20 protein-coding genes are annotated in these 23,224 nt (G+C 63.4%); 4 read left to right on the top strand and 16 right to left on the bottom strand.

The window, feature by feature from the left end; all coding sequences use genetic code 11:
- Positions 1–3 precede the first annotated feature (3 nt).
- Positions 4–1,743: a flavin monoamine oxidase family protein gene (locus ACSQ8Y_RS12795; RefSeq protein ID WP_436266851.1), complete on the bottom strand. Its 1,740-nt coding sequence runs from the start codon at positions 1,741–1,743 to the stop codon at positions 4–6.
- Positions 1,744–1,906: 163 nt separating this feature from the next.
- Between ACSQ8Y_RS12795 and ACSQ8Y_RS12790 the strand changes: the two genes are divergently transcribed.
- Positions 1,907–3,574 (top strand): sigma-54-dependent transcriptional regulator, encoded by a 1,668-nt coding sequence (locus ACSQ8Y_RS12790; RefSeq protein ID WP_436266850.1) that lies wholly within the window; start codon positions 1,907–1,909, stop codon positions 3,572–3,574.
- An 8-nt stretch (positions 3,575–3,582) separates the two neighbouring features.
- Here the strand turns inward: ACSQ8Y_RS12790 and ACSQ8Y_RS12785 are convergent, their stop codons facing one another.
- The 4 genes from ACSQ8Y_RS12785 to ACSQ8Y_RS12770 all read right to left on the bottom strand — a co-directional run bounded on the left by ACSQ8Y_RS12785 (position 3,583) and on the right by ACSQ8Y_RS12770 (position 6,906).
- On the bottom strand, positions 3,583–3,744 hold the full coding sequence (locus tag ACSQ8Y_RS12785; RefSeq protein WP_436266849.1) for a hypothetical protein: 162 nt from the start codon (positions 3,742–3,744) through the stop codon (positions 3,583–3,585).
- Positions 3,745–3,811: 67 nt separating this feature from the next.
- Positions 3,812–4,324: a hypothetical protein gene (locus ACSQ8Y_RS12780; RefSeq protein WP_436266848.1), complete on the bottom strand. Its 513-nt coding sequence runs from the start codon at positions 4,322–4,324 to the stop codon at positions 3,812–3,814.
- Complete coding sequence (locus ACSQ8Y_RS12775; RefSeq protein WP_436266847.1) at positions 4,321–6,549, bottom strand: protein kinase domain-containing protein; 2,229 nt, start codon at positions 6,547–6,549, stop codon at positions 4,321–4,323. The genes ACSQ8Y_RS12780 and ACSQ8Y_RS12775 overlap by 4 nt, the downstream gene beginning before the upstream one ends.
- A gap of 168 nt (positions 6,550–6,717) precedes the next feature.
- Entirely contained in the window at positions 6,718–6,906 is a 189-nt protein-coding gene (locus ACSQ8Y_RS12770; RefSeq protein WP_436266846.1) for a hypothetical protein, read from the bottom strand.
- Positions 6,907–7,057: 151 nt separating this feature from the next.
- Between ACSQ8Y_RS12770 and ACSQ8Y_RS12765 the strand changes: the two genes are divergently transcribed.
- Positions 7,058–7,696, top strand: coding sequence for an NAD(P)H-dependent oxidoreductase (locus ACSQ8Y_RS12765; RefSeq protein ID WP_436266845.1), 639 nt, complete (start codon positions 7,058–7,060; stop codon positions 7,694–7,696).
- 123 nt (positions 7,697–7,819) lie between these two features.
- Here the strand turns inward: ACSQ8Y_RS12765 and ACSQ8Y_RS12760 are convergent, their stop codons facing one another.
- The 9 genes from ACSQ8Y_RS12760 to ACSQ8Y_RS12720 all read right to left on the bottom strand — a co-directional run bounded on the left by ACSQ8Y_RS12760 (position 7,820) and on the right by ACSQ8Y_RS12720 (position 19,098).
- Positions 7,820–8,548, bottom strand: a complete 729-nt coding sequence (locus ACSQ8Y_RS12760; RefSeq protein WP_436266844.1) for a Fic/DOC family protein — start codon at positions 8,546–8,548, stop codon at positions 7,820–7,822.
- Complete coding sequence (locus ACSQ8Y_RS12755; RefSeq protein WP_436266843.1) at positions 8,532–8,906, bottom strand: hypothetical protein; 375 nt, start codon at positions 8,904–8,906, stop codon at positions 8,532–8,534. The genes ACSQ8Y_RS12760 and ACSQ8Y_RS12755 overlap by 17 nt, the downstream gene beginning before the upstream one ends.
- 294 nt (positions 8,907–9,200) lie before the next feature.
- Entirely contained in the window at positions 9,201–9,575 is a 375-nt protein-coding gene (locus tag ACSQ8Y_RS12750; protein WP_436266842.1) for a type II toxin-antitoxin system PemK/MazF family toxin, read from the bottom strand.
- The gene (locus ACSQ8Y_RS12745) at positions 9,575–9,829 is read right to left on the bottom strand and encodes an AbrB/MazE/SpoVT family DNA-binding domain-containing protein (RefSeq protein WP_436266841.1); all 255 of its coding nucleotides are present in this window, start codon (positions 9,827–9,829) and stop codon (positions 9,575–9,577) included. Before ACSQ8Y_RS12745 ends, ACSQ8Y_RS12750 begins: the two co-directional genes overlap by 1 nt.
- Before the next feature lie 138 nt (positions 9,830–9,967).
- On the bottom strand, positions 9,968–11,773 hold the full coding sequence (gene ggt / locus ACSQ8Y_RS12740; protein ID WP_436266840.1) for a gamma-glutamyltransferase: 1,806 nt from the start codon (positions 11,771–11,773) through the stop codon (positions 9,968–9,970).
- Positions 11,774–12,162: 389 nt separating this feature from the next.
- Positions 12,163–15,129, bottom strand: coding sequence for a TonB-dependent receptor (locus ACSQ8Y_RS12735; RefSeq protein WP_436266839.1), 2,967 nt, complete (start codon positions 15,127–15,129; stop codon positions 12,163–12,165).
- A gap of 46 nt (positions 15,130–15,175) precedes the next feature.
- Positions 15,176–16,411 carry a DUF4861 family protein gene (locus ACSQ8Y_RS12730; protein ID WP_436266838.1) on the bottom strand — a complete coding sequence of 412 codons (1,236 nt, stop codon included), beginning with the start codon at positions 16,409–16,411 and terminating at the stop codon, positions 15,176–15,178.
- Positions 16,412–16,421: 10 nt separating this feature from the next.
- Positions 16,422–17,828 carry a glycoside hydrolase family 88/105 protein gene (locus ACSQ8Y_RS12725; RefSeq protein WP_436266837.1) on the bottom strand — a complete coding sequence of 469 codons (1,407 nt, stop codon included), beginning with the start codon at positions 17,826–17,828 and terminating at the stop codon, positions 16,422–16,424.
- A gap of 571 nt (positions 17,829–18,399) precedes the next feature.
- Positions 18,400–19,098 carry a FadR/GntR family transcriptional regulator gene (locus ACSQ8Y_RS12720; RefSeq protein WP_436266836.1) on the bottom strand — a complete coding sequence of 233 codons (699 nt, stop codon included), beginning with the start codon at positions 19,096–19,098 and terminating at the stop codon, positions 18,400–18,402.
- Positions 19,099–19,255: 157 nt separating this feature from the next.
- Here ACSQ8Y_RS12720 and ACSQ8Y_RS12715 point away from each other — a divergent pair, with 157 nt between their 5' ends.
- Positions 19,256–19,996, top strand: coding sequence for an SDR family oxidoreductase (locus ACSQ8Y_RS12715; protein ID WP_436266835.1), 741 nt, complete (start codon positions 19,256–19,258; stop codon positions 19,994–19,996).
- Between the two features lie 314 nt (positions 19,997–20,310).
- On the opposite strand, the gene ACSQ8Y_RS12710 is transcribed toward ACSQ8Y_RS12715, so the two are convergent.
- The gene (locus ACSQ8Y_RS12710; RefSeq protein ID WP_436266834.1) at positions 20,311–21,306 is read right to left on the bottom strand and encodes an alpha/beta fold hydrolase; all 996 of its coding nucleotides are present in this window, start codon (positions 21,304–21,306) and stop codon (positions 20,311–20,313) included.
- Positions 21,307–21,359: 53 nt separating this feature from the next.
- Positions 21,360–22,058, bottom strand: coding sequence for a dienelactone hydrolase family protein (locus tag ACSQ8Y_RS12705; RefSeq protein ID WP_436266833.1), 699 nt, complete (start codon positions 22,056–22,058; stop codon positions 21,360–21,362).
- 134 nt (positions 22,059–22,192) lie between these two features.
- Between ACSQ8Y_RS12705 and ACSQ8Y_RS12700 the strand changes: the two genes are divergently transcribed.
- Positions 22,193–23,074, top strand: a complete 882-nt coding sequence (locus tag ACSQ8Y_RS12700; RefSeq protein WP_436266832.1) for a LysR family transcriptional regulator — start codon at positions 22,193–22,195, stop codon at positions 23,072–23,074.
- Positions 23,075–23,224 lie beyond the last annotated feature (150 nt).

The raw sequence follows: 23,224 nt of genomic DNA, 5'->3' as shown, positions 1-23,224 counted from the left end.
CCCTTAGTAGCCGAGGTAGTAGCGCTCGTCCAGCCAGTCCGGACGGCGCAGTCCGTAGTGCTCCTGCAGCATGCGTTCAGCCACACAGAACGCGCCTTCCACCCAGCCTTGCTGGTCCGACCAGGCTTCGCCCACGATGTGGATGGCCTCCTCGGGATCGGGCTTGCGCATGAAGGGCATCACGCGGTGCACCGGGTAGCCGGCTTGCCAGGCGTGGTAGCCGCCGCCGTAGGGATCGGCCGACCAGTCCTTGTACCAGGTCACATAGGGCGCCGGTATCGTGACCCCGGCGCCGTGCAGTTCGCGCAACTCGCGCAAGACTTCATCGACCATGCGTTGCGGCGCCTGCATGTCCTGCAGGCAGTTCAACTCGGCTTGCGACACCATTTTTGTGGCGCGCGGCATGAAGGGCAGCGGATGGCTCGCCAGCGTCTGCCAGAACGGCGTGGTGCGCATATCGTTGTAGCTGGCCAGCAGCAGCGAGTGGCTGTTGGCCGGATCGGCGCCGAAGTAGTAGCACTGTCGCAGCGGCAGGTCGGTGATGGAGTGGCCGGCGCTGGCGCCGAACTCTTGCTGCCACCACGGCTGCTCGAAGCCCATCAGGATCTTGTAGGCCGGTTCGGGTGTGACGGCGGCCATGTTGCGCAGCAGCTGGTCGTTGCGGAAGAAGAAGCTGTTCTGGTCCAGCAGTTCCAGCGCGTGGCGCGGCATGGCCAGCACGATGCTGTTGGCGTGCACCTTCCACGGCGCGCGGCCGGGACGGTTCAGGAAGTGCAGGGTGTAGCGGTAGCCCGGCTTGGCGGAGCGCGTGAAGCCCAGCAGCTGGTTCTCGCGCCAGATGCAGGCGCCCGGTTCGGCCAGATAGGCGTTCGCCAGCGCGTACGCGATGCCGTCATAGCCGCCGGCGATGGTCTTGTAGGCGGTGCCGGCGTTGGAGAAGTCGCCCACCATATAGGGCAGGGCCTCGGCCGCGTTCCAGTTGATGGTGTTGGAATAGTAGCCGCCGGCGTCGGCCAGGAAGTTGTAGCCCTCCTGTCCGACGCGGTCCTTCAGCAGGTTCCAGAAACCCAGCTCGTTGACACGCGCGTCCTTGTACGGGCCGGCGAAGCAGTAGCGCAGCCGGGGTTTGATGACGCTCCAGTCGGTGGCGGTCAGCTCGAAGGTGTAGTCGTAGGCGTTGTAGTGCTTGACCTTGTCCGCGTAGTGTTCGTTGAACCACGGGTCGGCGGTCAGCACGTCGTACACCACCTTGTTGAACAGCTGGTCCGCGCTGTAGCCGATGTCGGCTTCGTTGAGCATGTAGCGGGTCAGCTGGCGGTCGCCGTGCGACTGGGCGCGGGTCCAGGCGTCGGCGCGCAAGTGCTGCTTGCGCAGGAAGGCCTGCAGGTGGGCGTCCTCGCCCATGGGGAAGGGCACGCTCTTCAGCGTGGCGCCGAAGACCTGCTCGATCAGCGTGGCGATGATGGTTTGCGAGGCCATGTAGCGCATGCCGCCCAGTTCGCCCACCACGTCCATGCCCGGCAGCGTGACCGACTCCAGCCGGCCGCCGATGCGGTCGCCCATCTCGAACAGCTGCACTTGCGAGCCGGGCAGGGCGGTGCCTTCGCGGCCGCCGCTGGTGATCAGGCGCCAGGCACTGTACAAGCCTGCCGCGCCCGCGCCGACCACGGCGACCTGGGTGCACAGGCCGTCCTGATAGCTGCTGTTGAGGGGGATGTCGGTTAATTCGCTGCGCGTTTTCATTTTCTTGCTCCTGCATACATGATTGCTAGTTACTCATAGCAATCGCCATGCCTGCACGAAATGTTGGCAAATCCTCCTGAAGTGCCGGTTCCAATCATTCAATATTGTGAATTGACATGTCAACGTCTGGCCTTTACATTGTCATTTACACTAGGAGAGAGCTTTGGTTGATGGTTTCCACAATTCCGATTTCACGCTGACGTCCCCGCTGCGCGACATAGACGCGATCGGCGGGCCGGTGCTGGCGCTGACGGTGCTGTGGCATCCCGACGCCTCGCGGATAGGCGAACAGTACCTGGACGGCAGCGGCGACAGGGTGATTGAGTTGGGCCGTTTCATGCCGATGTTCAGCCGGCCTGGAAAAGACCGGCTGCCGCTGGGTTATGGCGGCGTGTCGCGCCAGCCGCTGCGCATCGTGCGTACGCCGGCGGGCGGGGTGGAGATCACGCCGCCGGACAGCCGCATGATCGTCGAGCTGGACGGCGCGGAAGTGCAGGGCGTGCAGAGCCTGGACGCCGAACGCCTGGCCGAAGGTGCGGTGCTGGGCCTGGGCCGAGCCGTCCTGCTGTGCCTGCACTGGGCGGCTTGCCTCCCGCGCAACAACCCGGTGAATGGCCTGCTGGGTGTCGGCAGCGCCGCCATCATGATGCGCGAGCAGATCCGCGGCGCTGCGCAGACCAATATGCCCGTGCTGCTGCTGGGTGAGACCGGCAGCGGCAAGGAAGTGGCGGCCCGCGCCATCCACGCCATGGGGCCGCGCGCGGCGGCGCCGCTGGTGGCGGTCAACATGGCTACCTTGAACGAATCCTTGGCGGCGGTGGAGCTGTTCGGCGCGGCCAAGGGCGCCTACACGGGCGCCCAGACCGCGCGCACCGGCCTGTTCGGCGAGGCCGACGGCGCCACCTTGTTCCTCGACGAGATCGGCAACACGCCGTCCGTGGTGCAGCCCATGCTGCTGCGGGTGCTCGAGAGCGGCGACTACCGGCCGGTAGGATCGCAGGGCGACCGGCGCAGCAGCGCGCGCCTGATCGCGGCGACCGACCAGGACGTGTACGGAGGCGCCTTCAACCACGCCTTGCTGCGCAGGCTGGAAAGCTATGTGATTCCGATGACGCCCTTGCGCGAGCGGCGCGAGGATATTGGCGTGCTGATATTGCACTTCCTGGCCGAGGCCGGGGCGATGCCGGAGGAATTCCCCTTCGCCCTGGCCAGCGACTGCGCCTGCTACGACTGGCCGGGTAATGTGCGGCAACTGGCGCAGACGGTGCGGCGCGCGCTGCTGTCGCTGAGGATGGGCGAGGTGCCGGCGCTGTCGTCGCTGACGCGCAGCCTGACGTCGCCGCAGGGCAGCGCTGCGAGGTTGGCGGGCTTGGGAAGTGTGGCCAGTGCAGCAATTGCTGGCGCGGGCGCGGCTGGTGCGGGCGTTTCAGGCGATGGGGCGGCTGCGGCAGGCTCCGGTTCGGTTTCAGGCGCAGGCTATGGCGCGGTATCCCCAGGCCGGACCATCCCGGTGGAGGCGACGGATTCAGCCGCGCCGCCCGAATTGCGACGCGGAAGGCGCGCGATGCCGGACCACGACGAAGTATTGGCTGCGATGGACGGTAACGGCTGGCGCATCCTGAGTGCTTCGCAGGCGCTGGGCATCTCGCGGCCGACGATGTACAAGCTGCTGGAAGAACATCCGTTGATCAGGCGCCCAGAACGAATCGCCGAAGAAGAGCTGCGCAGCGCGATGGCGGCCAACGGCGGTGCCGTTGACCGCTGCGCCGCGCAGCTAAAAACGCCTGCCGAGGCGCTGCGGCGTTACCTCGGTGCGCTCGGCATTAGTTGACGGATTTATCAGTTGCCGTTGCCTACGTCGCATTCGGGGCCGCCGGCCACCGCGCGCAATTCCTCTTCGTTCAACGGACGCATTGCTGGTATAGGTTTTTTTGCCAATGACTCGTTCGCAAACATGCCGCTGAAACTGGCAAAAATCGACTTGTTTCGTTTGTCCTGCATAAAAACTCCTTGAGTATGTTGAGTTGAAAGGTATGTTTTGTTGCGGGGAGTTGTATCGGTTAGATGCTCAGACGCCTGAACCGACTTCGCACTCGGGGTCGAAACCGAATACGCGGCGTTCGGGGTGGCATGCCGAGTCGCCAGTGCGGCTGATGGCGGTGGTCATAATGAGCGACATGTCCCAGCGCCCTAGGTTGGTACACTCCGGGATTACGTCCGATTGCCATTGCGCTTTGCTGACTGTACCTTCGATAGTACCTTGGCCAAAGGAAACCACAGCGCTGTGATCACCGAAAGGCGACGGTTCAGGAAATTCGCCGGCATGCTCTGGGTTTTCGCGAGCCGTGAAAGCACGGGGAGTGGTGATCATGTAGCAATCTTCGATCTTGACCTGCTTCAGGTTGTTATTTTTGCTTTTTGCTTGTACCACCAGCTCGATTTTATCTTGGCGCTTGAACGCCAGCAGACCGGTCTCCACACCTTCACCTGTGAGTGGTTTGCCATCGGCTTCGAACCCCCACTGTAGCAGCTGGCTATCCTGGTCGATGTCGAAAGTGACGGTGAGAGTGACGTTTCTCATTGTGATGCTCCATTAGTTGGTTGGGACAAATATCGGCTATCTCTGCGTAGCGCCACCAAGTCCGGTTCGGATTCAATGGCACTGGCCGGGTACCCGTTCTTTTTTGCTTGCGCAAGCTCAGCCAGTGCAAGGTCTCTGTTGCCAAGCAATTCGTATGCCAGACCAGCGCGAAAGTGAACGTCGGGACTAGCGGGGGCCAAAGTGCTGGCCTTGCCGAGCAGCTCTGCGCCCCGTTTCGTGTCACCCGCGCGTACTGAATACAGGCCCATTCGCGACATCAACGTGGCGTCTTGTGGCGTGTGCTGCAAGCGCGGCTCCAGCAATTCGAGCGCTTTCTGATAAGCGTCTTTCGCCTGATCCGTCCGACCGGGGATCCAAAGCAGCGCGTCGCCTAAATTTGCCCAACGCAGATAGCTGTTTGGGTTGCCTGTCGGTGGTGTGACAGCGCGTTCGAAGGCGTCGGCCGCACCGACATATTCGCCGCGCGCGAACAACGCGTTGCCGAGGCTTGTGTACAACACGCCATTGGGACGTACTTGCAGGCCCTGTTGCAACGCGCGCAAACCTTCTTCGCTGCGGTTCTGCCTTAGCAGTGCTGCGTTCAGGTTGGCATAGGCAAAGGCTGAGTCGGGTTGCAATTGGATACTGTGACGGAATGCTTGTTCTGCGGCGGCATAGTTCCCCTGTTCGAAAAAGACCGAACCGAGCTCGTCGGCAAAGATGCGGCCACCAGGATGGCGTTGCAGCGCTGACTCAATCCACAGTTGCGCCTCGTCGTAGCGCCTCATCCGTTTCAGGGCAACGGCTTTGCCAATGGCACCAAAATAATGGTTTGGCTCAAGCGCTAACGCTCGTTCACTTTCGTTTAGCGATTGCTCATGTTTGCCCTGCTTGGCAAACACCCAGGCTTGAGCGGTGTGGCTGAGTGCGAGCTGACTATCCAATTTTATCGCCTGCTGAGCACTGGCAGCGGCCCGCTGCAGCCATGTCTCGTCTTGTGTGTCGTTGGCGTATCGGAAACTATAGACCATAGACATGCCAGCGACGGCGGCCGCGTTGTCGGGATCGATTTTCAAGATGGCGCTGAAGTCGCGCTCAGCCGCTTCCAGCTGCTCGGGTTGTTCGAATTGTTGCAATGCAGTCAAGGCGCGAGAGATTGCCTGAGCTTTGGAGAATGTAGGGGCGGGCACTCCCAGCAGCGTCGTGTTGGCTACTAACTGCCAGCTGCCCACACCGAGCACGAGCACGGCCGCCGCAATTGCGGGTAGGCTCCGCTGGCGTAACAGTTTGGTTAGAAGGGCCGGCCGGCGGCTATCGCTGCTTCCGAAGTGTTCAGCATCGCCATCTGCTCTGCGGGGGCGAGTTGCCAAGCGAAATTCAAGGCGTTCATGACAAGTCTCAACGCGCTGGCCGACATGGCGCATCGTAGCCAGACGCTGATCGGGCCTGCGCGCCGTCATCGCGCGAATCAGTTGCACCACGTCCTCCGGTACAGTATCCGGGAACACCCAATCAGTCGAAGTCGACTGCATTAGCGCCGCAGCGAGCGCCAGGCCGCTCATGGCGGCGAAGGGGCGCGCCCCGGTGGCCAGTTCAAACAGGATCACGCCCATCGCGTAGATGTCGGTCTGCCGTCCCGGCATGGCGCCCAGCAGTACTTCCGGGGCCATGTAGGCGATAGTGCCTTGCTGCTCCAACTGGATCACCGAAGTCGTGGTCTGCGCGTCGTCGTGGAAAGCCAGGCCCAGGTCGAGGATGCGCACCTTACCGGCCGGGTCCAGCATGAGGTTGGACGGCTTCAGGTCGCCGTGCGTCAGGCCGGAGTCGTGCGCGGCCTGCATGGCTTCGGCCAGTTGCGCCATCCAGCCCAGCGCGGTGGCCAGGTCGGGCGGGTTTTCCTTGATGAGCTGGCGCCAGGTCTGGCCCTCGATCAGCTCCATCACAATGGCCTGCGACTCCTTGTCCTCTTCGATGGAGAAGATCTGCGCGAAAGCGGGGTGCTGCAGCGATGCGGTCAGGCGCGCTTCGTTGACCAGGCTGGCGGCGTCGCGCAGCGGGTCGAAGGCTTTGTGGCGCTTGATGGCCACCTTGCGGCGCAGCTTGCTGTCCCAGGCCTCGAACACCTCGCCGTATCCTCCTTGGCCCAAACGGGACAAAATCTGGTAATGCTGGAACTGCGGGCAATCTGGCGGCGGGGCGGTGACTTCGGCGGCTTGGTTTTCCATATCTTTCCTGCGGTGCGCCCAGGTTGCAGGCATGGGAGCGCCATTGAATAACAGATATGGTGAGTCTCGCATAGCGGAAGCTCATCCGCCAGCAATATCTTGCACATTGGGAATGATTGCAAATTTACGTGGTCATTTCCATGTAAATCGGCCAGCCGCCGGTGTCAATTACACGTCAGTGTTGACTGTTTTACGTCGTACCGCGATGGCGACGACGATGCTCAGCGCACCCAGCAGCCAGGACGGCCGCTCGCTCTTGTCCGCCGGTTTGGCCGCCGCGTAGCAGGGCAGGACTGCCATGACAGCGGAGGCGACCAGGAGATTCGATACGTGTTTGCGGATGTTTACATTGTCCATTTCCAGCCCCAGTTTCTATTCTCGGCAAAAGCGCCGTGAGCACTATGAGCAGGATGCATGCCAGCCTCAGGAGGCCCGCTTTGCTACTTGAAATTGATCAGTTCGCCATCATCTGCGCATTCCGGTTCAATCACAAGAAAGATAGTCCCCCATGTCCGACCTGCTCAACACGCTTCAATGGCGCTACGCCACCAAGAAAATGGACCCGACCAAAGCGGTTCCGCAAGAAAAAGTCGACCGCATCCTGGAAGCGGTGCGCCTGACTGCCAGCTCCAGCGGCCTGCAACAGTACGAAGTGTTCGTGGTGACGAACAAGGAACTGCGCGAACAGATCAAGCCGAACGCCTGGAACCAGGCCCAGGTGACCGACTGCTCGCACCTGCTGGTGTTCGCGGCCTGGGACAACTATACGGCCGACCGCATCAACCATATGTTCGACCTGGTCAATGAAGAGCGCGGCATTCGCAACGAGGGCTGGGAAGCGTACCGCCAGCAGTTGCTGAACTCCTACCCGCAGCGCGACGCTGAAACCAATTACCAGCACGCCGCCCGCCAGGCTTATATCGGCGTCGGCACCGCGCTGATCGCCGCCGCCGCCGAGCAGGTCGATGCGACGCCGATGGAAGGCTTCGATCCGGCCAAGGTCGACGAGATTCTCAAGCTGCGTGAGCGTGGCCTGCGTTCGGTCGTGATGCTGCCGCTGGGCTATCGTGCAGAAGAGGGTGACTGGCTGGTGAACCTGAAAAAAGTGCGCCGTCCGCGCGAGCAGTTCATTACCGAGCTGGCATAAGCGTAGCCGGTAAGGAAAAACGGATGTGCGGTGACGGCATCCGTTTTTTTTCGTCTATGCAAGTGGTGGCATTGGTTCGGGCCGAACACTGGCGCAGAGCAGTGGCACCGTGTCGCAGGCTTGTCACTCCTTAATTTGGTAACCGCGTCGATGCTCGAACTGCCGGTATTCTTCGGCAATAGCAGGATCGCTGAAGTAGCCCCGAATTTCATCTGGAGTCTTGGTCCCACCCAAGCCTGGAAGTGCAGCGGCAGTGGCTAGCCATGCCGCGCCAGTTTCCGTCGCGTCAATGAATTGAAACAGGTATTGATCCAGAATTCGTTTACCTGGTGATGCGATTTCGCGCGCTAGCGCAAGCAAATAATCATCCTTGCGGGTAGCCTTCCAATTGACCGAAAAGCCGGCACGTCGGCACAGTTCTGCATGTACGAGCAACATTGTCCTGCCGTTCCCATCAAGAAACGGGTGAGCAAAGGCGAAGAGCCCCATGACCTCGCCAGGATGCTCGCGCATTTTTCGCGCATCCTTTCCCAATCGCAGACCTTCCTGCACGGCAAGCGCCGCATCCTGTGGGTGTGCAAAGATGGTGTCGCCTTTGCTGATGGCGCAGTCGGGCGCCGTTTGGCTGCGGTCAAAGCCTGCCCAAGGATACAATCCTCGAAACAATAGGTGATGAACTCGACAGAAATGCTCGTATGTGATGCTCCTTCGCCGCCTGAGATAAATTACGGCCTCGGATAAATTGGCACGAAACAGCTCGTGTTCGGCCATCTTGACGATATCCAGATCCTTCTCGCCTTCGAAATTTCGTAGATAACCCGCTTTTTCGAAGTCCCTAAACGGATCGAACACGGTGCTTTTCCCTCAAATGATTGATGAGAAGTGCCGCCATCTCGCGGTCGGTTAGCTTGCGGGCGCGTTTGAGGGCGACCAGCAAGTCCCCGGTAGCATCGGATTGCACCTCGTCGCCAGCCAAGCGGGTCACATCTTCAGCCCATTCATCGACGTCGGAACGTGTATAAGTGACACGCGACTCGCGCGCGAGATTTGCCACGAATTGACTCACTCCTTCTGTGGGGATCCGCTGTGACAACGTCTTGAACGATTCGGAAACTTGGGGCGGACGGCCCAAGTTAGCCAAGTCGCGGCGCAGTACAACGGCGCCAGAACGGCGCTTGATGGATGACAGAATGCGGCAGTCGATCTTCACGGTGAATACCTCCAGAGTGCCCAGTTTCTAGTATAGCAGCGGCACTGTTTTTCTTTTCAAATCAAGTGACTGCATGTGATGAGGCGCCTCATGGGCGCGGCTGGGGCAGGGCGGGTGGGACGTTGATTTTGTTGTTCAGCCGAAGGAATTTGAAGCTGGCAAGTTTTTGGCCGTTCTTGCCTTCGCTGGCGTTGCGTTCCGAAGTCCCCTGCGAGATCGCGCGTCACATCGGTCACCAGCCAGCCGTTGTTAATGCTCCAGTCCTGCTCAGGGCGGCGGGGGCGATTATCTTGGTCATGGTTGGCTAATGCCGCAGATAGCGTCAAGTTTGGCATGCGCAGCTGCCAGGACCGCATCATGACCGCCACCCCATGGATGGCGTCCAGCCTTGCGTTCGCGCCAGTCGAATGATTTTGGCTGGAATGCCAGGACGTAGCCAATTTCCTTGTTCGGCCCTTGAACTGCGACAGCGAAAGGATTGTCCTTGTTGAATTCGGCGTGTGTCATGGGAAAGCCGATGACGATACCGGTACGCTCATTGAATGCACGGGACGATGACACCAGCATGGGATGTAAACCCGGCATCTCTTTGCCGGCGTGCGGACTGTGCTGTATGTAGATGATGTCGGCCCGATCCGGGCACCAGGCGACCGGTGCGGCGGCCGTCATCAAAGTACCTCTTTGCCGACAGGCGTGAGCGCCATTGCTTCACCACCATGCCGTTCGGGATCGAATGCGGCGAGCATGGCATCGAGCGAGGGCGTCGGCTCAATTTTCTCGACAATGATACGCCCTTCCTGCGCGGTTATGCGTACGCGCGTTCCTTCCACTACTCCCGCCGCTTTGGCAACGGCTTTGCTGATCCGAACGGCCAGGCCGTTTCCCCACTGGTTGACCGAGGCGTCAACTGCATGCGTAACCATGATGCGCTCCTTCGTCGGTGTCGATATAGTGTATCGACGCCTCGTTTGAGTGTCAACGCGGTGTACACGGCCATGGGGCACGGCTGAGTGGGATTCTACCCAGCCGTGCTGTTTTCCGTCCGGTGAGCCCCGAAGGGCTTATTTCAAGCCTACTACCGTGCCTTCGCGGCGCTTGTCCGCGGCGCCGTATTTCAGTCCGGTGGCGAGGTCGATCACCAGCGCCTGGGCGGCCAGGTTGGCGCCGTTGGACTCTTTGCCATTGCAGGCGGGCATGCCCAAGGCTGGCTCGCGCATGGCATTGACCGCGCTGATCACGCTAGGCGAGAAGGCGGGCGTGGGCGTGAAGCCGCTCGGCGTGAAGGGACCGGTTTCACAGAACACCGTGCCGCTGGCGCCCGCATGGACCCGGGGTGCGTCGATGGCTTGCTCCACACTCATGCCGTGGTCCACCATGTCTGAGGTGATTTGCACCACGGCGTTGATGATTTTCGACCCACCGGCGGAGCCTATGGCGGCAAACGCTTTGCCATCCTTGAACAGCATCGTCGGCGCCATGCTGCTGCGCGGCCGTTTATAAGGCGCCACGTCGTTGGCGCCGATGTTGCCGGTGGCCGGGTTGTAGGCGGCAGGCCAGTTGAAGTCGGTCAGCTGGTTGTTCAACAGGAAGCCGTAACCGGGCACCGTAATGCCCGAGCCAAACAAGGCCTCAACCGTGGTGGTGTAGCTCACGATGTTGTTGTCCTTGTCGGCCACCACGAAGTGGGTGGTGTGTGCGCCTTCTTTAGGGTTGGGAGCGCCGGCCATGGCCAGTTGTCCGCTCTTCACCGCGTCGTTGGGCAAGGGGTTGCCCGGCACGATGGACGCAGCTCCGAGCGCGGTGGCGACCTTGATCAAGGCGCCGCGCGCGGCCAGGTAGGCACTGCTGAGCAGCCCGGTTGTCGGAACCTTGACGAAGTCGCCGTCGCCTACCCAGAAGTTACGATCGCTAAAGGACAGGCGCATGGCCTCGATCATCACGTGCAGCGTGTTCTTCTCGCCAAAGCCGTAACCCTGGGCTTTGTCGCCAAGCGGGAATTGCTCCAGCATCTTCAACTGTTGCAGCGCCGTGACGCCGCCACCGGACGGTGGGGGCATGGTGGCGACCGTGTAGCCACGGTAGGTCGCCGTCAGCGGTTGACGGATCGCCACGTCATAATTGGCGAGGTCGGCCAATTGCATGCGGCCCGCCAGACCCGTGCCCAAAGCCGCTCCCGCCGCCCCGCTGGTGGTGGCGCGGCTCTGCGCCGCAACGATGGCGGCTGCAATTTCGCCCTTGTAGAACACGTCCGGGCCTTGGGCCGCGATCAGCTTCAAGGTTTTCGCCAGGTCCGGCTGCTTGAGCACATCACCGGCTTTGAGTGGCACGCCGCCGGGTTGGAACACGGCAGCGGTCTCTGGCTGAAGGTTGGTCATCACGAAACCGCGGTCGCTGGTATTGACGATGTCGGCTGCCAGATTGGCGTTCACCTTGAAGCCGGATTCAGCCAGGGCAATGGCGGGCTCCATCGTTTTGGCCAGGGGCAGCGTGCCCCAGTTCCTGAGCGCGGTGGAGACGCCACGCAGGGTGCCGGGCACACCGATGGAGATACCTGTGGTGGACGCATCTTCGAAGTTCAGGGTGCCGAACATTGCCGGCGTCGACGCGGCAGGAGCCTTCTCCCGTGAATCGATGTAGAAGGTTTTGTTTTCCTTGGCCAGGTGGATCATCATGAAGCCGCCGCCGCCAATGCCGGAGCTTTGCGGCTCCACCACGTTCAGCGCAAACTGGATCGCGGCGGCCGCATCGATGGCATTGCCGCCCGCCGCCAGGACGTCGGCGCCGATTTTCGCCGCCAGGGGATGGGACACGGCGACGACACCGTTCGCGTAGCCGGTTGCCGTCTTCGATACGCCGGGGGTAGTCACGACTGGCGCGGGCTCGCTGACGGGGTCATTGCTGCCGCCACTGCATCCAGCGAGTGATGCGACGAGCAAGGTCAGCAGGGTAGAGCTGAGTGCGTGATCGTATGTGAAGTTTCTTATTTTCACTTATGTCTCCTAGGGATTTATTAGGCCGAACCGGGTTGGTAGCCAACCTTGGTTTTCGCAAGGTCCGTGCCAGTACGGCCGTGTTTCCCTGGTTTTGTAAGTGATTGATTATTGGAATGTTTTTCTTCGTGATAATGCCGATCTGGCAAAATAAATGTGGAAATCCACACTTGCTCTTTGGAATTGGCCGATATTTCACACTCGGAGGGGCGAAAAAAAGGCTCCCGAAGGAGCCTTAAAAACCAAGGGACTACAGGGAGACTGAATCAGAACTTGTAGCGCAGGCCGGCCAGGAATTCGCGGCCGGTGACGTTGTTCACCACCACGCCGTTGCGGGCGCGGCTGACGAACTGGTCGTTTTCCTGGTTGGTCAGGTTGACGCCTTCCAGCGTCAGGTCCAGCTTGTCGTTGACCTTGTAGGAGAACGAGACGTCGACGTTGGTGGACTTGTTCTTGCCCTCGACGTCGTTGTTGTTCTGGCCCGGCACGCGGGTGACGAAGGCGGCGCGCTGCGAGGCCGACAGGCGGGCGCTGAACTTGCCGTCGTCGAAGTACAGCGTGGCGTTCCACGAGCGCGGCGACAGATTCAAGAGGTCGTCGGTGATGGTGGTATTGGCCGTCGGCGACACCAGGTACTCGATCTTCGACTTGACGAAGGTGTAGTTCAACAAGGTGCCGAAGTTGCGGCCCCAAGCGGGCAGGAAGGTGAACGGCTGCTGGTAGTTCAGCTCGAAGCCTTTCAGCTTGCCGCCGTCGGTGTTGACCGGCGCGGTGACCTGGAAGATTTCCTCGCCGGTGAAGTTGGACGGCAGCAGCGACATCGGCAGGCCGGTGTCCTTGAAGGCGACGTTGGTGCGCAGGCTCTGGATGTAGGTGCCGATGTTTTTCTGGAACAGACCCAGGCCCATGAAGGCGTTCTTGCCGAAGTACCATTCGAAGCTGGTGTCGAAGGTCTTGGCGCGGAAGGGCTTGAGCAGCGGGTTGCCGCTGGTGATGCTCGGCGTGCCGGTGGTGGCCACGGTGCCGCCAGGCGACAGGTTGTTCAGTTGCGGACGGGTCATGACCTTGGCGGCGGCCAGGCGGACGATGAAGTCGCGCGTAACGTTGGCGGCCACGTTGAAGGACGGCAGCACGTCGGAGTAGTCGTGATCGACGGTGACGGCGGAACCGCCGCCGGCCGACTGGTAGCCGGTCGCGCTCAGGCCGGTCTTGACGTAGCGCGCGCCGAAGTTGCCGCGCAGCGGAATGCCGGCCAGCTCTTGGGTGAAGTCGCCCATCAGGTAAAAACCCTTGTCCTCTTCGACGACCGAGCGGTTGTTGCCGCGCGCGTTGCCGTTGGTGGTGGACGACAGCGTGAAGTCGCCGGGTCCGCCTGCCGGGCCGTTCTTGATGCAGTTGCAATAGATGTCGTAGGCCTTGGCGATGGCGTTCAGGTCCGGGATCACCCACGAGGTCGGCGTGCCCGCGGGCAGGTTCTGGCCGCGGCCGAAGCCGCTGATGGTGGTGGTCAAGCTGGCCATGCTGGTGCCGGCCGGCGGCGCGAAGATGGTGTCGCCCTGGTTCACGCGGCGCGACTCGTAGGAGTCGAAGCTGTATTTCTTGTAGTTGACGCCGGTCTTGAAGCTGAGCTTGTCAGGGAAGGCTTCCCACACCAGGTCGAGCTGGCCGACGTCATTGGTGTTGGTGGCGCCCTGCGGACGGATGCGGATCTCGCTGGTCGTGGTGTTGGTCACCGACGCGGGCTGGGTGCCGCTCGCCACCTGCGGCACACCGACGATGCTCAGCGCGCCGCCGGCCTGGCTAGGGTCGAAGGGGTAGCCGATGGCCGGCATGCGGTCGCTGTTGCGGAAGTCTATCGTGTAGCCGTTGACGTTGAGCGCGTCCAGCGTGGTGGTGGTCTGCACCGGGTTGCGGAACTTGGACTGGGCGCGGCCGGCCTTGGCCAGCAGGCGCAGCGAGTCGCCGATGTCCTGTTCCAGCGTCAGCGTGGGCTGGGTGAAGGTGGTGGACAGTTCGTCGAAGCGCGATTCGGCGCGCACGTCGACGCCGTTGAACTTACCGTACAGCAGCGAGCCGTTCGGCGCGTACTGGGCTTCGACCACGCTGGTCTGCGGCTTGCCGCCCTGGGTGCCGGTGCGGCTGAAGGAAATCGCTTCCAGGAAGTCTTCCTGGCGCGTCGCGTCCAGCTTGGAGTACAGCATGTCGAAGGTCAGCAGCGAGCCGCGCATCGGACGCCACTGGATGGAGCCGGTCAGGCCCAGGCGGTCCTGGTCGTGCGTCAGGCGGCCGTAGCGCGGCAGGCGCGGGCTGAAGTTCTCCGCCTTGCTGGCTTCGGCGTAGGCGGCGCTGGCGGCCGCCGAGGCGGGCAGGCGCGGCACGCCCTGGGCCGCCGGGCCGCAGGTGGTGCCGGTGGAGTTGCTCGGGTTGGCGGGCGTGACGCCGATCGGCGCGCACCAGCCGCCGGAGGACGGGCCGTTGTCCCAGCGGACGGTGGAAAAGCCCTCTTCCAGTACTTGGCGTTTCGAATAGGCGCCCGACACCAGGAAGCCCAGGGTGCGGTCGGCGTTGGTGTTCGAGACCAGGAAGCCGACGCGCGGATCGGTCTTGCGCGCCAGGTCGTTGTACTTGCCCTTGGCCATGACTGTGGCGTTGAAGCCTTTCAGGTCGAAGGGGCGCATGGTTTGCAGGTCGACCGTGGCGCCCAGCGAGCCTTCGTCGATGTCGGCCGACGAACTCTTGCGCACGGTGAGGGAACTGAACAACTCGGAAGGGAACACGTTGAAGTCGAAGCCGCGCGAACGGTTGGCGCCGCCGGAGCTGTCGGTGCCGCCGGTGGTGGCCAGGCCTTCGATGCCGTTGATGCGCACGCGGGTGAAATCCTGGCCCAGGCCGCGCACCGTGATGCTGCGGCCTTCGCCGGCGTCGCGGTCGATGACCACGCCCGGCACGCGCTGCAGCGACTCGGCCAGGTTGGTGTCCGGGAACTTGCCCATGTCTTCGGCCTTGATGACGTCGACGATGCCGTTGTCCTCGCGCTTCTTGTTCAGGGCGCTTTCCAGCGCCGCGCGCATGCCGGTCACGACCACGGTGGCCGGTTCCTGCGCGGCCGGCGCGGCGCTTTGCGCGTACGCAGGGGCGTAGGCGGCGGCGATGGCCAGCGCCATGGCGGTGATCGACGTGGAGCCTGCCAGGCGCACGTTGAAGCGGACGCGTTGTTGTTCCTTGTTGTTCATCTTGTCTCCGTATTGTTTTTATGCTTTATCGTTGCGATTGATACGACTACGGTTGCTGCTTCCAGCTGACACGCACCGGGTTGCGCGCGCGCGCCGCCGCTGCGCGCAGATAGGCTTCCCATTGTTCCTGCGAGGTGATGTCGCCCGAGCGTTCCCAGGCGCCGCCGGCGTAGTAGGTCAGCGGCTGGCCCGAGGTGGCATCGGCCACGATCAGGTGGTTCAGCGGGTCTTCGGCGAACCCGGTGGCCGACGGCAGCACCACGCCGACGCCGAACGCGCCCTTGGTGGCTTGCTGCACCCACTGCAGCAGGCCGTTCGAACCCTTGTCGCGCACCACGGCGATCTTCGGCTGCTCACCCTTGTCGGTCGGCGTCTTGTTCAGACCGATGGCGACGGGCAGCGTCTTCGGACCGGCGAAGGTGAAGGTGCTGTCGATGCGGTCCAGATAGTGGCCGGCGTCCACCGTGAAGCGCTTGACCTCGCTGACCGGCGTGCCGGCCGCGTTCCAGGCGGTGTAGTTCAGTTCGAAGATGGCGCGCACCGGGCCGCTGGCCAGCACTTTCCAGCTGGCGTAGTTGCTGCTGGTGTACAAGGTGCCGTTCAGCCAGACGCCGGCGCCGCCCGCGCCGCGCGACTTGCCCACGTTGTACATGTCCATGCCTTCGCCTTCGTCATGGTGGTAGTGGTCGTGGCCCTTGTTGTACCAGCGGTCGACGATGGGGTAGGACACGCGCTTGAACCACAGGTCCAGGCCGCTCGTCTCGAGCACCTCCTTGCCGCTGCCCGGCGCGGCCGGGGCCGCCAAGGCGGGGCCGTAGGTGCGGTGCGCCAGCTTGTCGTTCTCCCAGGCGAAGTCGTCCAGGCGTTCCGGCACGTAGCGCGCCGAGGCCTTGCTCGGGAAGGGCGGCGCCAGGCCGTCGATGACTTCGACCGTGAAGCTGGCCGACTTCTCGCCGGCGGCGAAGCTGTGCTGGAAGATCAGTTCGCCGTACGCAATGCCCTCGTTTTTCGGGTCCTTGGCCAGCGGCTTGACGTTGGTCACCTGGTGCGGCAGCACGCGGCCGGATGCGTCCTTGACGGCCAGGCGCTGGATCAGCGCGCCCGGCAGCGCGCGGTTGACTTCGGCCCAGGGGATGGTCACCGTTTCCGAAGGACGGGCGATGTCGAGGTCATGGCTCAGCGTGACGGCCAGGCCGGGCGCGGCCTGCGCCATCGGGGCCAGGGATGCCAGCGCGGCCAGCAGGGCGGCGCGCAGGGTGGTGGGGAGTGGGTTTTGGGTCATCGTCGTCGCCTTAATGGTGTTCACGGTAGTCGGTCTGGGCTGCGCCCTTGGGCATGTAGTGGTAGGTGCGCACGCGGTGCTCGATGGCGACCGCCGGATTCTTGATCAGTTTCAGGATTTCGGCGCCGGCCATCAACATCGGGCCGTAGCCGTGCAGCGCGTTCACGCTGGTGGGGCGATTGTAGTAATAGGTCTGGTCGCCGGCCAGCGTGGTGCCGACGCAAATGCCTTCCATCTCGCCCTTGGCGGTAATCCTGGGCACCAGGCCCGACCAGCCGGCCTGCGCCACGGAGCCGTACACGGTCGGGCTGATCCAGCCCTGGTTGATGGCGTGCGCCATCGCGTAGACGAACATGGCGCTGGCCGAGGTCTCCAGGAAGGAATCGTTACGGTCTATCATCTGGTGCCACAGGCCGCTGCCGGACTGCAGTTCGGCGATGCCGCGCAGGCTGGCTTTCAATTGCGCCATCACCTTGGGATAGCCCGGATGGTCTTTCGGCAGCACGTCGAGCAGGTCGGACATGGCCATGACAGCCCAGCCGTTGGCGCGCGCCCAGTAGAAGCGCGGCGCGTCCGGGATGTTGGCGTGCCAGCCGTGGGTGTACAGGCCCAGGCTTGGATTGAACATATAGTTCGACATCTGCAGCACGTTCTTGACCGCGTCGTCGAAATATTCGCGCTTACCGGTCATGCGGCCCATCTCGGCCAGCGCAGGGATGCCCATATACATGTCGTCGGCCCACAGCGACTCCGCTTGCGGGCGCTTGCGCGCCAGGGTGCCGTCGGCCAGGCGGAACTGCTTGTTGGCGACCCAGTCGCTGCAGGTGGCGATCATGCCGCCCATGTCCGGGCCGACCTTCAGCGCGCGGGCGCGCATCAGCGCGGCGCACATGGAGCCGGCGTCGTCCAGCGCGCGCGGGTCGAGGAAGCGCGAGAAGCTGTTGGCGCGTTCCAGCTTGAACTGCTGTTCCTGGGCGCGGAAGTAGGGCAGCTTGTCGGCGAAGAACTTGAAGTGGCGCTCGGTCATGGCGGTGAAGCGCGGGTCGCCGGTGGCCTCGGCCGCCTTGAACAGGCCGCCGTGCACGACGCCCATTTCATAGACCATGATGCCGTAGTCGCCCGCGCTCGGCTCGAAGACGGCGTCCGCCACCGGCTTGCCGAAGTCGGTGATCTGGTCGCCGGTTTTCTTGTTGATCACGCGCGTCGGCGTGGAGACGTCCATGTAATTGCGGATGCGGTTGAGCACCTCGGTCACCTCGGCCGCCACCGGTTTCTTGTACGGCACGGGATAGCTGCCTTCGCCGGCATCTGCCAGGTTCTTGTTGTCCGGATTGCGGTAGGGGCCTTCGGCGTGGGCGGCGCCCAGCAGCAAAGTGAGGGCGGCCACACTGGCCAACAGTTGCTTGGTGGTATACATTTGTCTCCGTACGCGGCTTTTGGTTAATGTTGCGTCATTTGGTCAGGCCATTCTAGTTTGGTCTGACCAAAGTTGCAAGGTGGACTAGCCGCTTGCGGCGGTTCGGGCTGGCGGTGGGGCGTGGGCGGCGCCGCGTGGAGGGATGACAGCGTTGGCGGGGCGGCTGCGAGTCGTGGGAGGTATTGGCGGCGGATAGCGTGGCCGACATGCCGCGGAAGGCCAGGCCACCGGCAGGGGCGCGTGGCGCGCCATGCGAGGCCAAGGCGGACGGCTGCCGCAGATGGCGTGGCGCTTGAGGCGAAGGCGGTGCTGCTGCAGATGGCGTGGCGCTTGAGGCGAAGGCGGTGTCGATACTGACGAGGGCAAGGCGAAGGCTGGCACTGGTGGCGTGATGAAACAGCCGACGGCGGCGTCGATGCTGGCGAGGGCAATGCGTGGCTCGCGGGTCGGGGCAAGGTGTGCAGAAAGAGGCGGTGAGCTCGCTGCGGCAGGAATCGGGCGTGGCGCCAGCAACTGCCAAGTCGAGCGCACAAAGGGCGGGAATGGACGACCGCAGGGCCGCCATCGTGTGTCAGCCGCGCGAGAAGGTGCGGGTTACGCGTTCCAGGTGGGCACGCATGGCCTGGCGGGCGCCGGCCACGTCGTGCGAGGCGATCGCTTCGAGCACCTTGCGGTGGTCGACCAGCGTTTGCTTGCGCAAGTCCTCGGTCTGGAAGTGTTCCTTCAGCTTGTGCCACAGCGTGCCGCGCTGGTTCCACAGGTACTCGATCACGCCCACCAGCGCGGTGTTGCCGGTAGCGCGCGCGATGGCGAGGTGGAAATTGCGGTCGGCCTGCTCGTTGCTGGTACGGTCCTCGTGGTGGCGCTCCATCTCCATCACCGCCTTCAGGATGGCGTCGATGGCCGAATCGGTGGCCACCTTGGCCGCGATGGCGGCGACTTCCGACTCGATCATGCGGCGCGCGGCCAGCACCTCGAAAGGGCCGGGGCCGACTTCCGGCATCTCGGCCGGCTGCTCCACCAGTTCCGACACGTAGACGCCGGAACCGCCGCGCACTTCGACCACGCCGCCCAGCTCCAGCGCGATCAGCGCCTCGCGCAGCGACGCGCGGCTCACGCTCAGTTTGGCCGCGAGGTCGCGTTCGGCCGGCAGGCGCGAGCCCGGTTGGATGTCTTCATCCTTGATCAGCTGCTGGATGCGAGTGGCAACGACCCGGTACAGGCGCGGCTCGGCGTGGTTTGCTTCGCGCGGCGCAGGAGGTTTCTTCATTGAATGGGCGTTTCCGAGAGGGTTGGTGTGAATAATTTATACAGATTTTAGAGTGGCCCAGCCAATCTTGCAAGGCGGACATACCAATCCGGGCATACCCAATCAAATTCGGCTGCGCTACACTGGCGCGCATGGCAGCAAGCCGGATGGAGCAGAGATGAGCAAAGTATTGATTGTGACAGGCGCGGGGCGCGGGATAGGCGCATGCATCGCGCTGCGGGGCGCGCGCGAAGGATACGCGGTCGGTGTCAACTACCACAGCGACGCGGCGTCGGCCACGCGGGTGGTGGCCGACATCGTCGCGATGGGCGGGCGCGCGGTGGCGGTGCAGGGCGACGTCGGCTTGCCTGCGGACGTGGCGCGGCTGTTTACGACGGTGGAGGCGCAACTGGGGCCGGTGACGGCGCTGGTCAACAACGCGGGCATCACGGGCGGGCTGGGGCGCTTCATGGACGCCGATCCGGGCGACATCGCCGCCGTGTTCCAGGTCAACGTGCTGGGGCTGATGGACTGCTGCCGGGCGGCGGTGGCCTCGTTCCAGCGCAGCGGCGTGGCGGGTGTGATCGTCAACATCTCGTCCACGGCAGCGCGCAGCGGCAGCGCGGGCGACTACGTGCACTACGCGGCCAGCAAGGCGGCGGTGGAAGCGTTCACGATGGGGCTGGGGCGCGAACTGGCGCCCGAAGGCATCCGCGTGTGCGGCGTGGCGCCGGGCATGACGCTGACCGAGATCCACGCCCGCGGCGGCGACGCCAGCCGTCTCGAGCGCGCCGCGCCCGGCATCCCGATGCGGCGGCCGGCCAATCCCGAGGAAATCGCCGAACCGGCGGTCTGGCTGCTGACACCCGCCGCCTCCTACATCACCGCCACCACGCTCACTGTCGGCGGCGGCAAGTAAGCGCCCAAGGCCAGGGGCAGGCCTGCATTCGTGCATTTTCCGCTTGGGGTCAGGCCTGCATTCGTGCGTTGCTTTGGAGTACAACTACAGCTGCGATATGGCTTTCTGGCGCATGCAGCCTGTGCTACAGGGCGTATATTTGCCCGGTGGTGCCTGGTGCGATTGCACGTTGTGGCCAGCTCGCCCAACTCGCAATCGCAAAAAAGCCTGGGCCACTGGGCTTTTGTGACGTCGGGAAATGCACGAATGCAGGCCTGACCCCAGCTTTAAAATGCAGGATTGCAGGCCAGACCCCAGGGGGTAGGTTTGCTATTTCAGGACTTGGCGAAGGCCAGCAGGTCGGCGTTAACCTTGTCTTTGTGGGTGTCGGTCAGACCGTGCGGGGCGCCGGGGTAGATGATCAGCTTGGCGCCCTTGACCAGCGCCGCCGAGGCGCGGCCCGCCGCGGCGATCGGCACGATCTGGTCGTCGTCGCCGTGGATCACCAGGGTCGGCTTGTCGAACTTCTTCAGGTCGGCGCGGAAGTCGGTCTCGGAGAACGCCTTGATCGAGTCGTAGGTGTTCTTGTGGCCGCCCATCATGCCTTGCATCCACCATGCGTTGATCAGCCCTTGCGACGGCTTGGCGCCCGGACGGTTGAAACCGTAGAACGGGCCGCTGGCGATGTCCAGATACAGCTGCGAACGGTCTTTCACCGATCCCGCGCGGATGCCGTCGAATACTTCCATCGGCAGGCCGCCCGGATTGTCGGCCGTCTTCAGCATCAGCGGCGGCACCGCCGACACCAGCGCGAGCTTGGCCACGCGCCTGGTGCCGTGCCGGCCCACGTAGCGCGCCACTTCGCCGCCGCCGGTCGAGAAGCCGACCAGGATGGCATCCTTCAGATCCAGCGCTTCGATCACCGCCGCCAGATCGTCGGCGTAGTGGTCCATGTCGTTGCCGTCCCACGGCTGGCTGGAGCGGCCGTGGCCACGGCGGTCATGCGCGATGACGCGGAAGCCGTTGTTCGCAAGGTGGAACATCTGCGCTTCCCAGCTGTCCGAATTGAGCGGCCAGCCGTGGCTGAATACGATGGGCTGCCCCGAGCCCCAGTCTTTATAGTAGATGTCGACGCCGTCCTTGGTGGTGATGGTGCTGGCGGTCTTGCGCACAGGCCTGACGGCCGTCGCTGCCTGCGCTTCGCTGCTGGCGGCCAGCGGCAGCATGGCTGCTGCGGCGATGGCTGCGAGGCCGGCACCGCCGGTCAGGGCGCTGCGGCGCGAGGTGTTCACTACTTCATTCTCGTTCTGGTCTTGGGTCTTGGTGGACATGATGGCTTCTTCCTTTAGTGAATAGTTGGGGGTGTGGCGCTGTGCTACAGTGATTAAGAGAGGTGCTGCTTGAAAAAGGCGGCGCTGCGTCCGTTCGCCAGCGTCGCGGCGGCATCGTCGTAATGGCTGCCGCCGGGGCGCGCGAAGGCGTGGTTGCAGCCCGGGTAGGTGTGCAATTCGATATTGGCGTTGGCTCCCAGCGCCGCGTTGATGACGGCTTGCGCTTCCTTGCCGATGTAGTCGTCCTCGCCGGCGATGTGGTAGAGCAGCGGGTCCGCCACCTTGGCCGCTTCGGCGGCGTAGTTTTCGGTGCCGCCGCCGTAGTAGGCGACGAAGGCGTCGGCACGGCCGCGTGCGGCGCTCAGGTAGGTGAGCAGGCCGCCCAGGCAGTAGCCTGTGACGCCGACCTTGCCGCTGGCGCCTTGCATGCCGCGCGCTGCGGCGATGGTGGCGGCGATGTCGCGCACGCCCTGGTCGAAGTCGTAGGCGTTGTACAGGGCGAAGCCCTTGGCCCAGTCGCCTTCTTTGGCTTCGGACATGTCCAGGCCCGCTTCTGCGCGCCAGAACAGATCGGGGGCGACGGCGATATAGCCTTGTGCAGCATAGCCTTCCGCGATGCTGCGGATGCCGGCGTTGACGCCGAAGATCTCTTGCAGCACGACGATCACCGGCGCCGGGCCTTCAGTTGCGGGACGCGCCACGTAGCACTGGAAGGTGCCGTCTTCTGCTTGAATGTTCAGGGTTTGTTTCATGGTTTTGTCCTCGTCGTTTGCGTTTCGATGGGATGCATCTTAGGGCTGAAAACGCGGCGAGGGAACGGACAAAGCTGCAAGGTGACTTTGTAAAAATGCAGATCCAACTATAGGAATAGGGGCAGCAGTTTCGAATGGCTAATGACTTTGACTGGAACGACATACCGCTGATCCTTTCGCTGGCGCGCACCGGCAGCATGAGCGCAAGCGGGCGCACGCTGGGCGTGGACGCGTCCACCATCAGCCGCCGTATCGGGGCGGCCGAGAAGTCGCTGCAGCTGCGCCTCTTCATCCGCGATAACACGCGCTACCAGCTGACCGAGGCGGGCAGGGTGTTCGTCGAACACGGCGAGGCGGTGTATGGCAATGTGCAGAGCATGCTGCTGGCGTCGTCGAGCGAGGCGGAGGCCATATCGGGGCAGGTGCGCATCGCGGCCATCGATTTCCTGTTCAACTATTGGCTGCTGCCGCATCTGCCGGCGCTGAACGCGCAGTATCCGCAGCTCGAATTGCATCTGATGGCCGGCAATGACAATTTGTCCTTCACGCGCCGGGAGGCTGACTTCGCGCTGCGCCTGGCGCAGCCGGGCGAGGACGCCGCGCTGGTGATGCGCAAGCTGGGCGATATCGGATGGGCGGTCTACGGCAGCGCGGCCTCGGAGCCGGTGCCGCGCGAGCAGTGGGGCCGACAGCCGTGGGTCATGTTCGGCGAGCAGCTGGCGCACGTGCCGGAGATGCGCTGGATACGGGCCTTGGATCCGGACGTGCGCAGCCCGGTGCGGGTCAACAGCCTGACCACCATGATGCGCGCGTGCGAGGAAGGGCTGGGGCTCGCGTTGCTGCCATGCCTGATCGGCCATCCGCCCGGCCTGCGCCGCTTGGACGACAAGCCAGTGGTGCAGCGCGAGCTGTGGCTGTTGAGCCACCGCGACGCCGGATCCATCGCCCGGTTCAGGGTGGTGGCGGCTTGGCTGGCCAGGCTGTACGTGGAGAGCCAGGATATGTTGTGCGGCTAGCGCGGTGACGGGATCGTTCTGAGCGAACCTCGAATAACCGCTAATTTGTCATTCCCGCGCGGGCAGGAATCCATGCTACGCCTCTGAGCATGCGAAGTATGGGGTCCCGCCTGCGCGGCGGTCCGCCGATGCGGAACGACAGGTATTTCG

It is taken from the genome of Pseudoduganella sp. LjRoot289, assembly GCF_964252925.1.
Taxonomy (GTDB): domain Bacteria; phylum Pseudomonadota; class Gammaproteobacteria; order Burkholderiales; family Burkholderiaceae_D; genus Rugamonas.
Note: the sequence above shows the minus strand (reverse complement) of the source record. Positions and strands in the feature narration are given on the sequence as shown.

Excerpts from the sequence above, each read along its gene's own strand:
- ACSQ8Y_RS12735 (WP_436266839.1), bottom strand. The coding sequence starts at position 15,129 with ATGAACAACAAGGAACAACAACGCGTCCGCTTCAACGTGCGCCTGGCA.
- ACSQ8Y_RS12745 (WP_436266841.1), bottom strand. The coding sequence starts at position 9,829 with ATGGTTACGCATGCAGTTGACGCCTCGGTCAACCAGTGGGGAAACGGC.
- ACSQ8Y_RS12750 (WP_436266842.1), bottom strand. The coding sequence starts at position 9,575 with ATGACGGCCGCCGCACCGGTCGCCTGGTGCCCGGATCGGGCCGACATC.
- ACSQ8Y_RS12770 (WP_436266846.1), bottom strand. The coding sequence starts at position 6,906 with ATGGACAATGTAAACATCCGCAAACACGTATCGAATCTCCTGGTCGCC.
- ACSQ8Y_RS12725 (WP_436266837.1), bottom strand. The coding sequence starts at position 17,828 with ATGTATACCACCAAGCAACTGTTGGCCAGTGTGGCCGCCCTCACTTTG.
- ACSQ8Y_RS12785 (WP_436266849.1), bottom strand. The coding sequence starts at position 3,744 with ATGCAGGACAAACGAAACAAGTCGATTTTTGCCAGTTTCAGCGGCATG.
- ACSQ8Y_RS12795 (WP_436266851.1), bottom strand. The coding sequence starts at position 1,743 with ATGAAAACGCGCAGCGAATTAACCGACATCCCCCTCAACAGCAGCTAT.
- ACSQ8Y_RS12775 (WP_436266847.1), bottom strand. The coding sequence starts at position 6,549 with ATGGAAAACCAAGCCGCCGAAGTCACCGCCCCGCCGCCAGATTGCCCG.
- ACSQ8Y_RS12700 (WP_436266832.1), top strand. The coding sequence starts at position 22,193 with ATGGCTAATGACTTTGACTGGAACGACATACCGCTGATCCTTTCGCTG.
- ACSQ8Y_RS12715 (WP_436266835.1), top strand. The coding sequence starts at position 19,256 with ATGAGCAAAGTATTGATTGTGACAGGCGCGGGGCGCGGGATAGGCGCA.
- ACSQ8Y_RS12710 (WP_436266834.1), bottom strand. The coding sequence starts at position 21,306 with ATGTCCACCAAGACCCAAGACCAGAACGAGAATGAAGTAGTGAACACC.
- ACSQ8Y_RS12765 (WP_436266845.1), top strand. The coding sequence starts at position 7,058 with ATGTCCGACCTGCTCAACACGCTTCAATGGCGCTACGCCACCAAGAAA.
- ACSQ8Y_RS12720 (WP_436266836.1), bottom strand. The coding sequence starts at position 19,098 with ATGAAGAAACCTCCTGCGCCGCGCGAAGCAAACCACGCCGAGCCGCGC.
- ACSQ8Y_RS12730 (WP_436266838.1), bottom strand. The coding sequence starts at position 16,411 with ATGACCCAAAACCCACTCCCCACCACCCTGCGCGCCGCCCTGCTGGCC.
- ACSQ8Y_RS12705 (WP_436266833.1), bottom strand. The coding sequence starts at position 22,058 with ATGAAACAAACCCTGAACATTCAAGCAGAAGACGGCACCTTCCAGTGC.
- ACSQ8Y_RS12780 (WP_436266848.1), bottom strand. The coding sequence starts at position 4,324 with ATGAGAAACGTCACTCTCACCGTCACTTTCGACATCGACCAGGATAGC.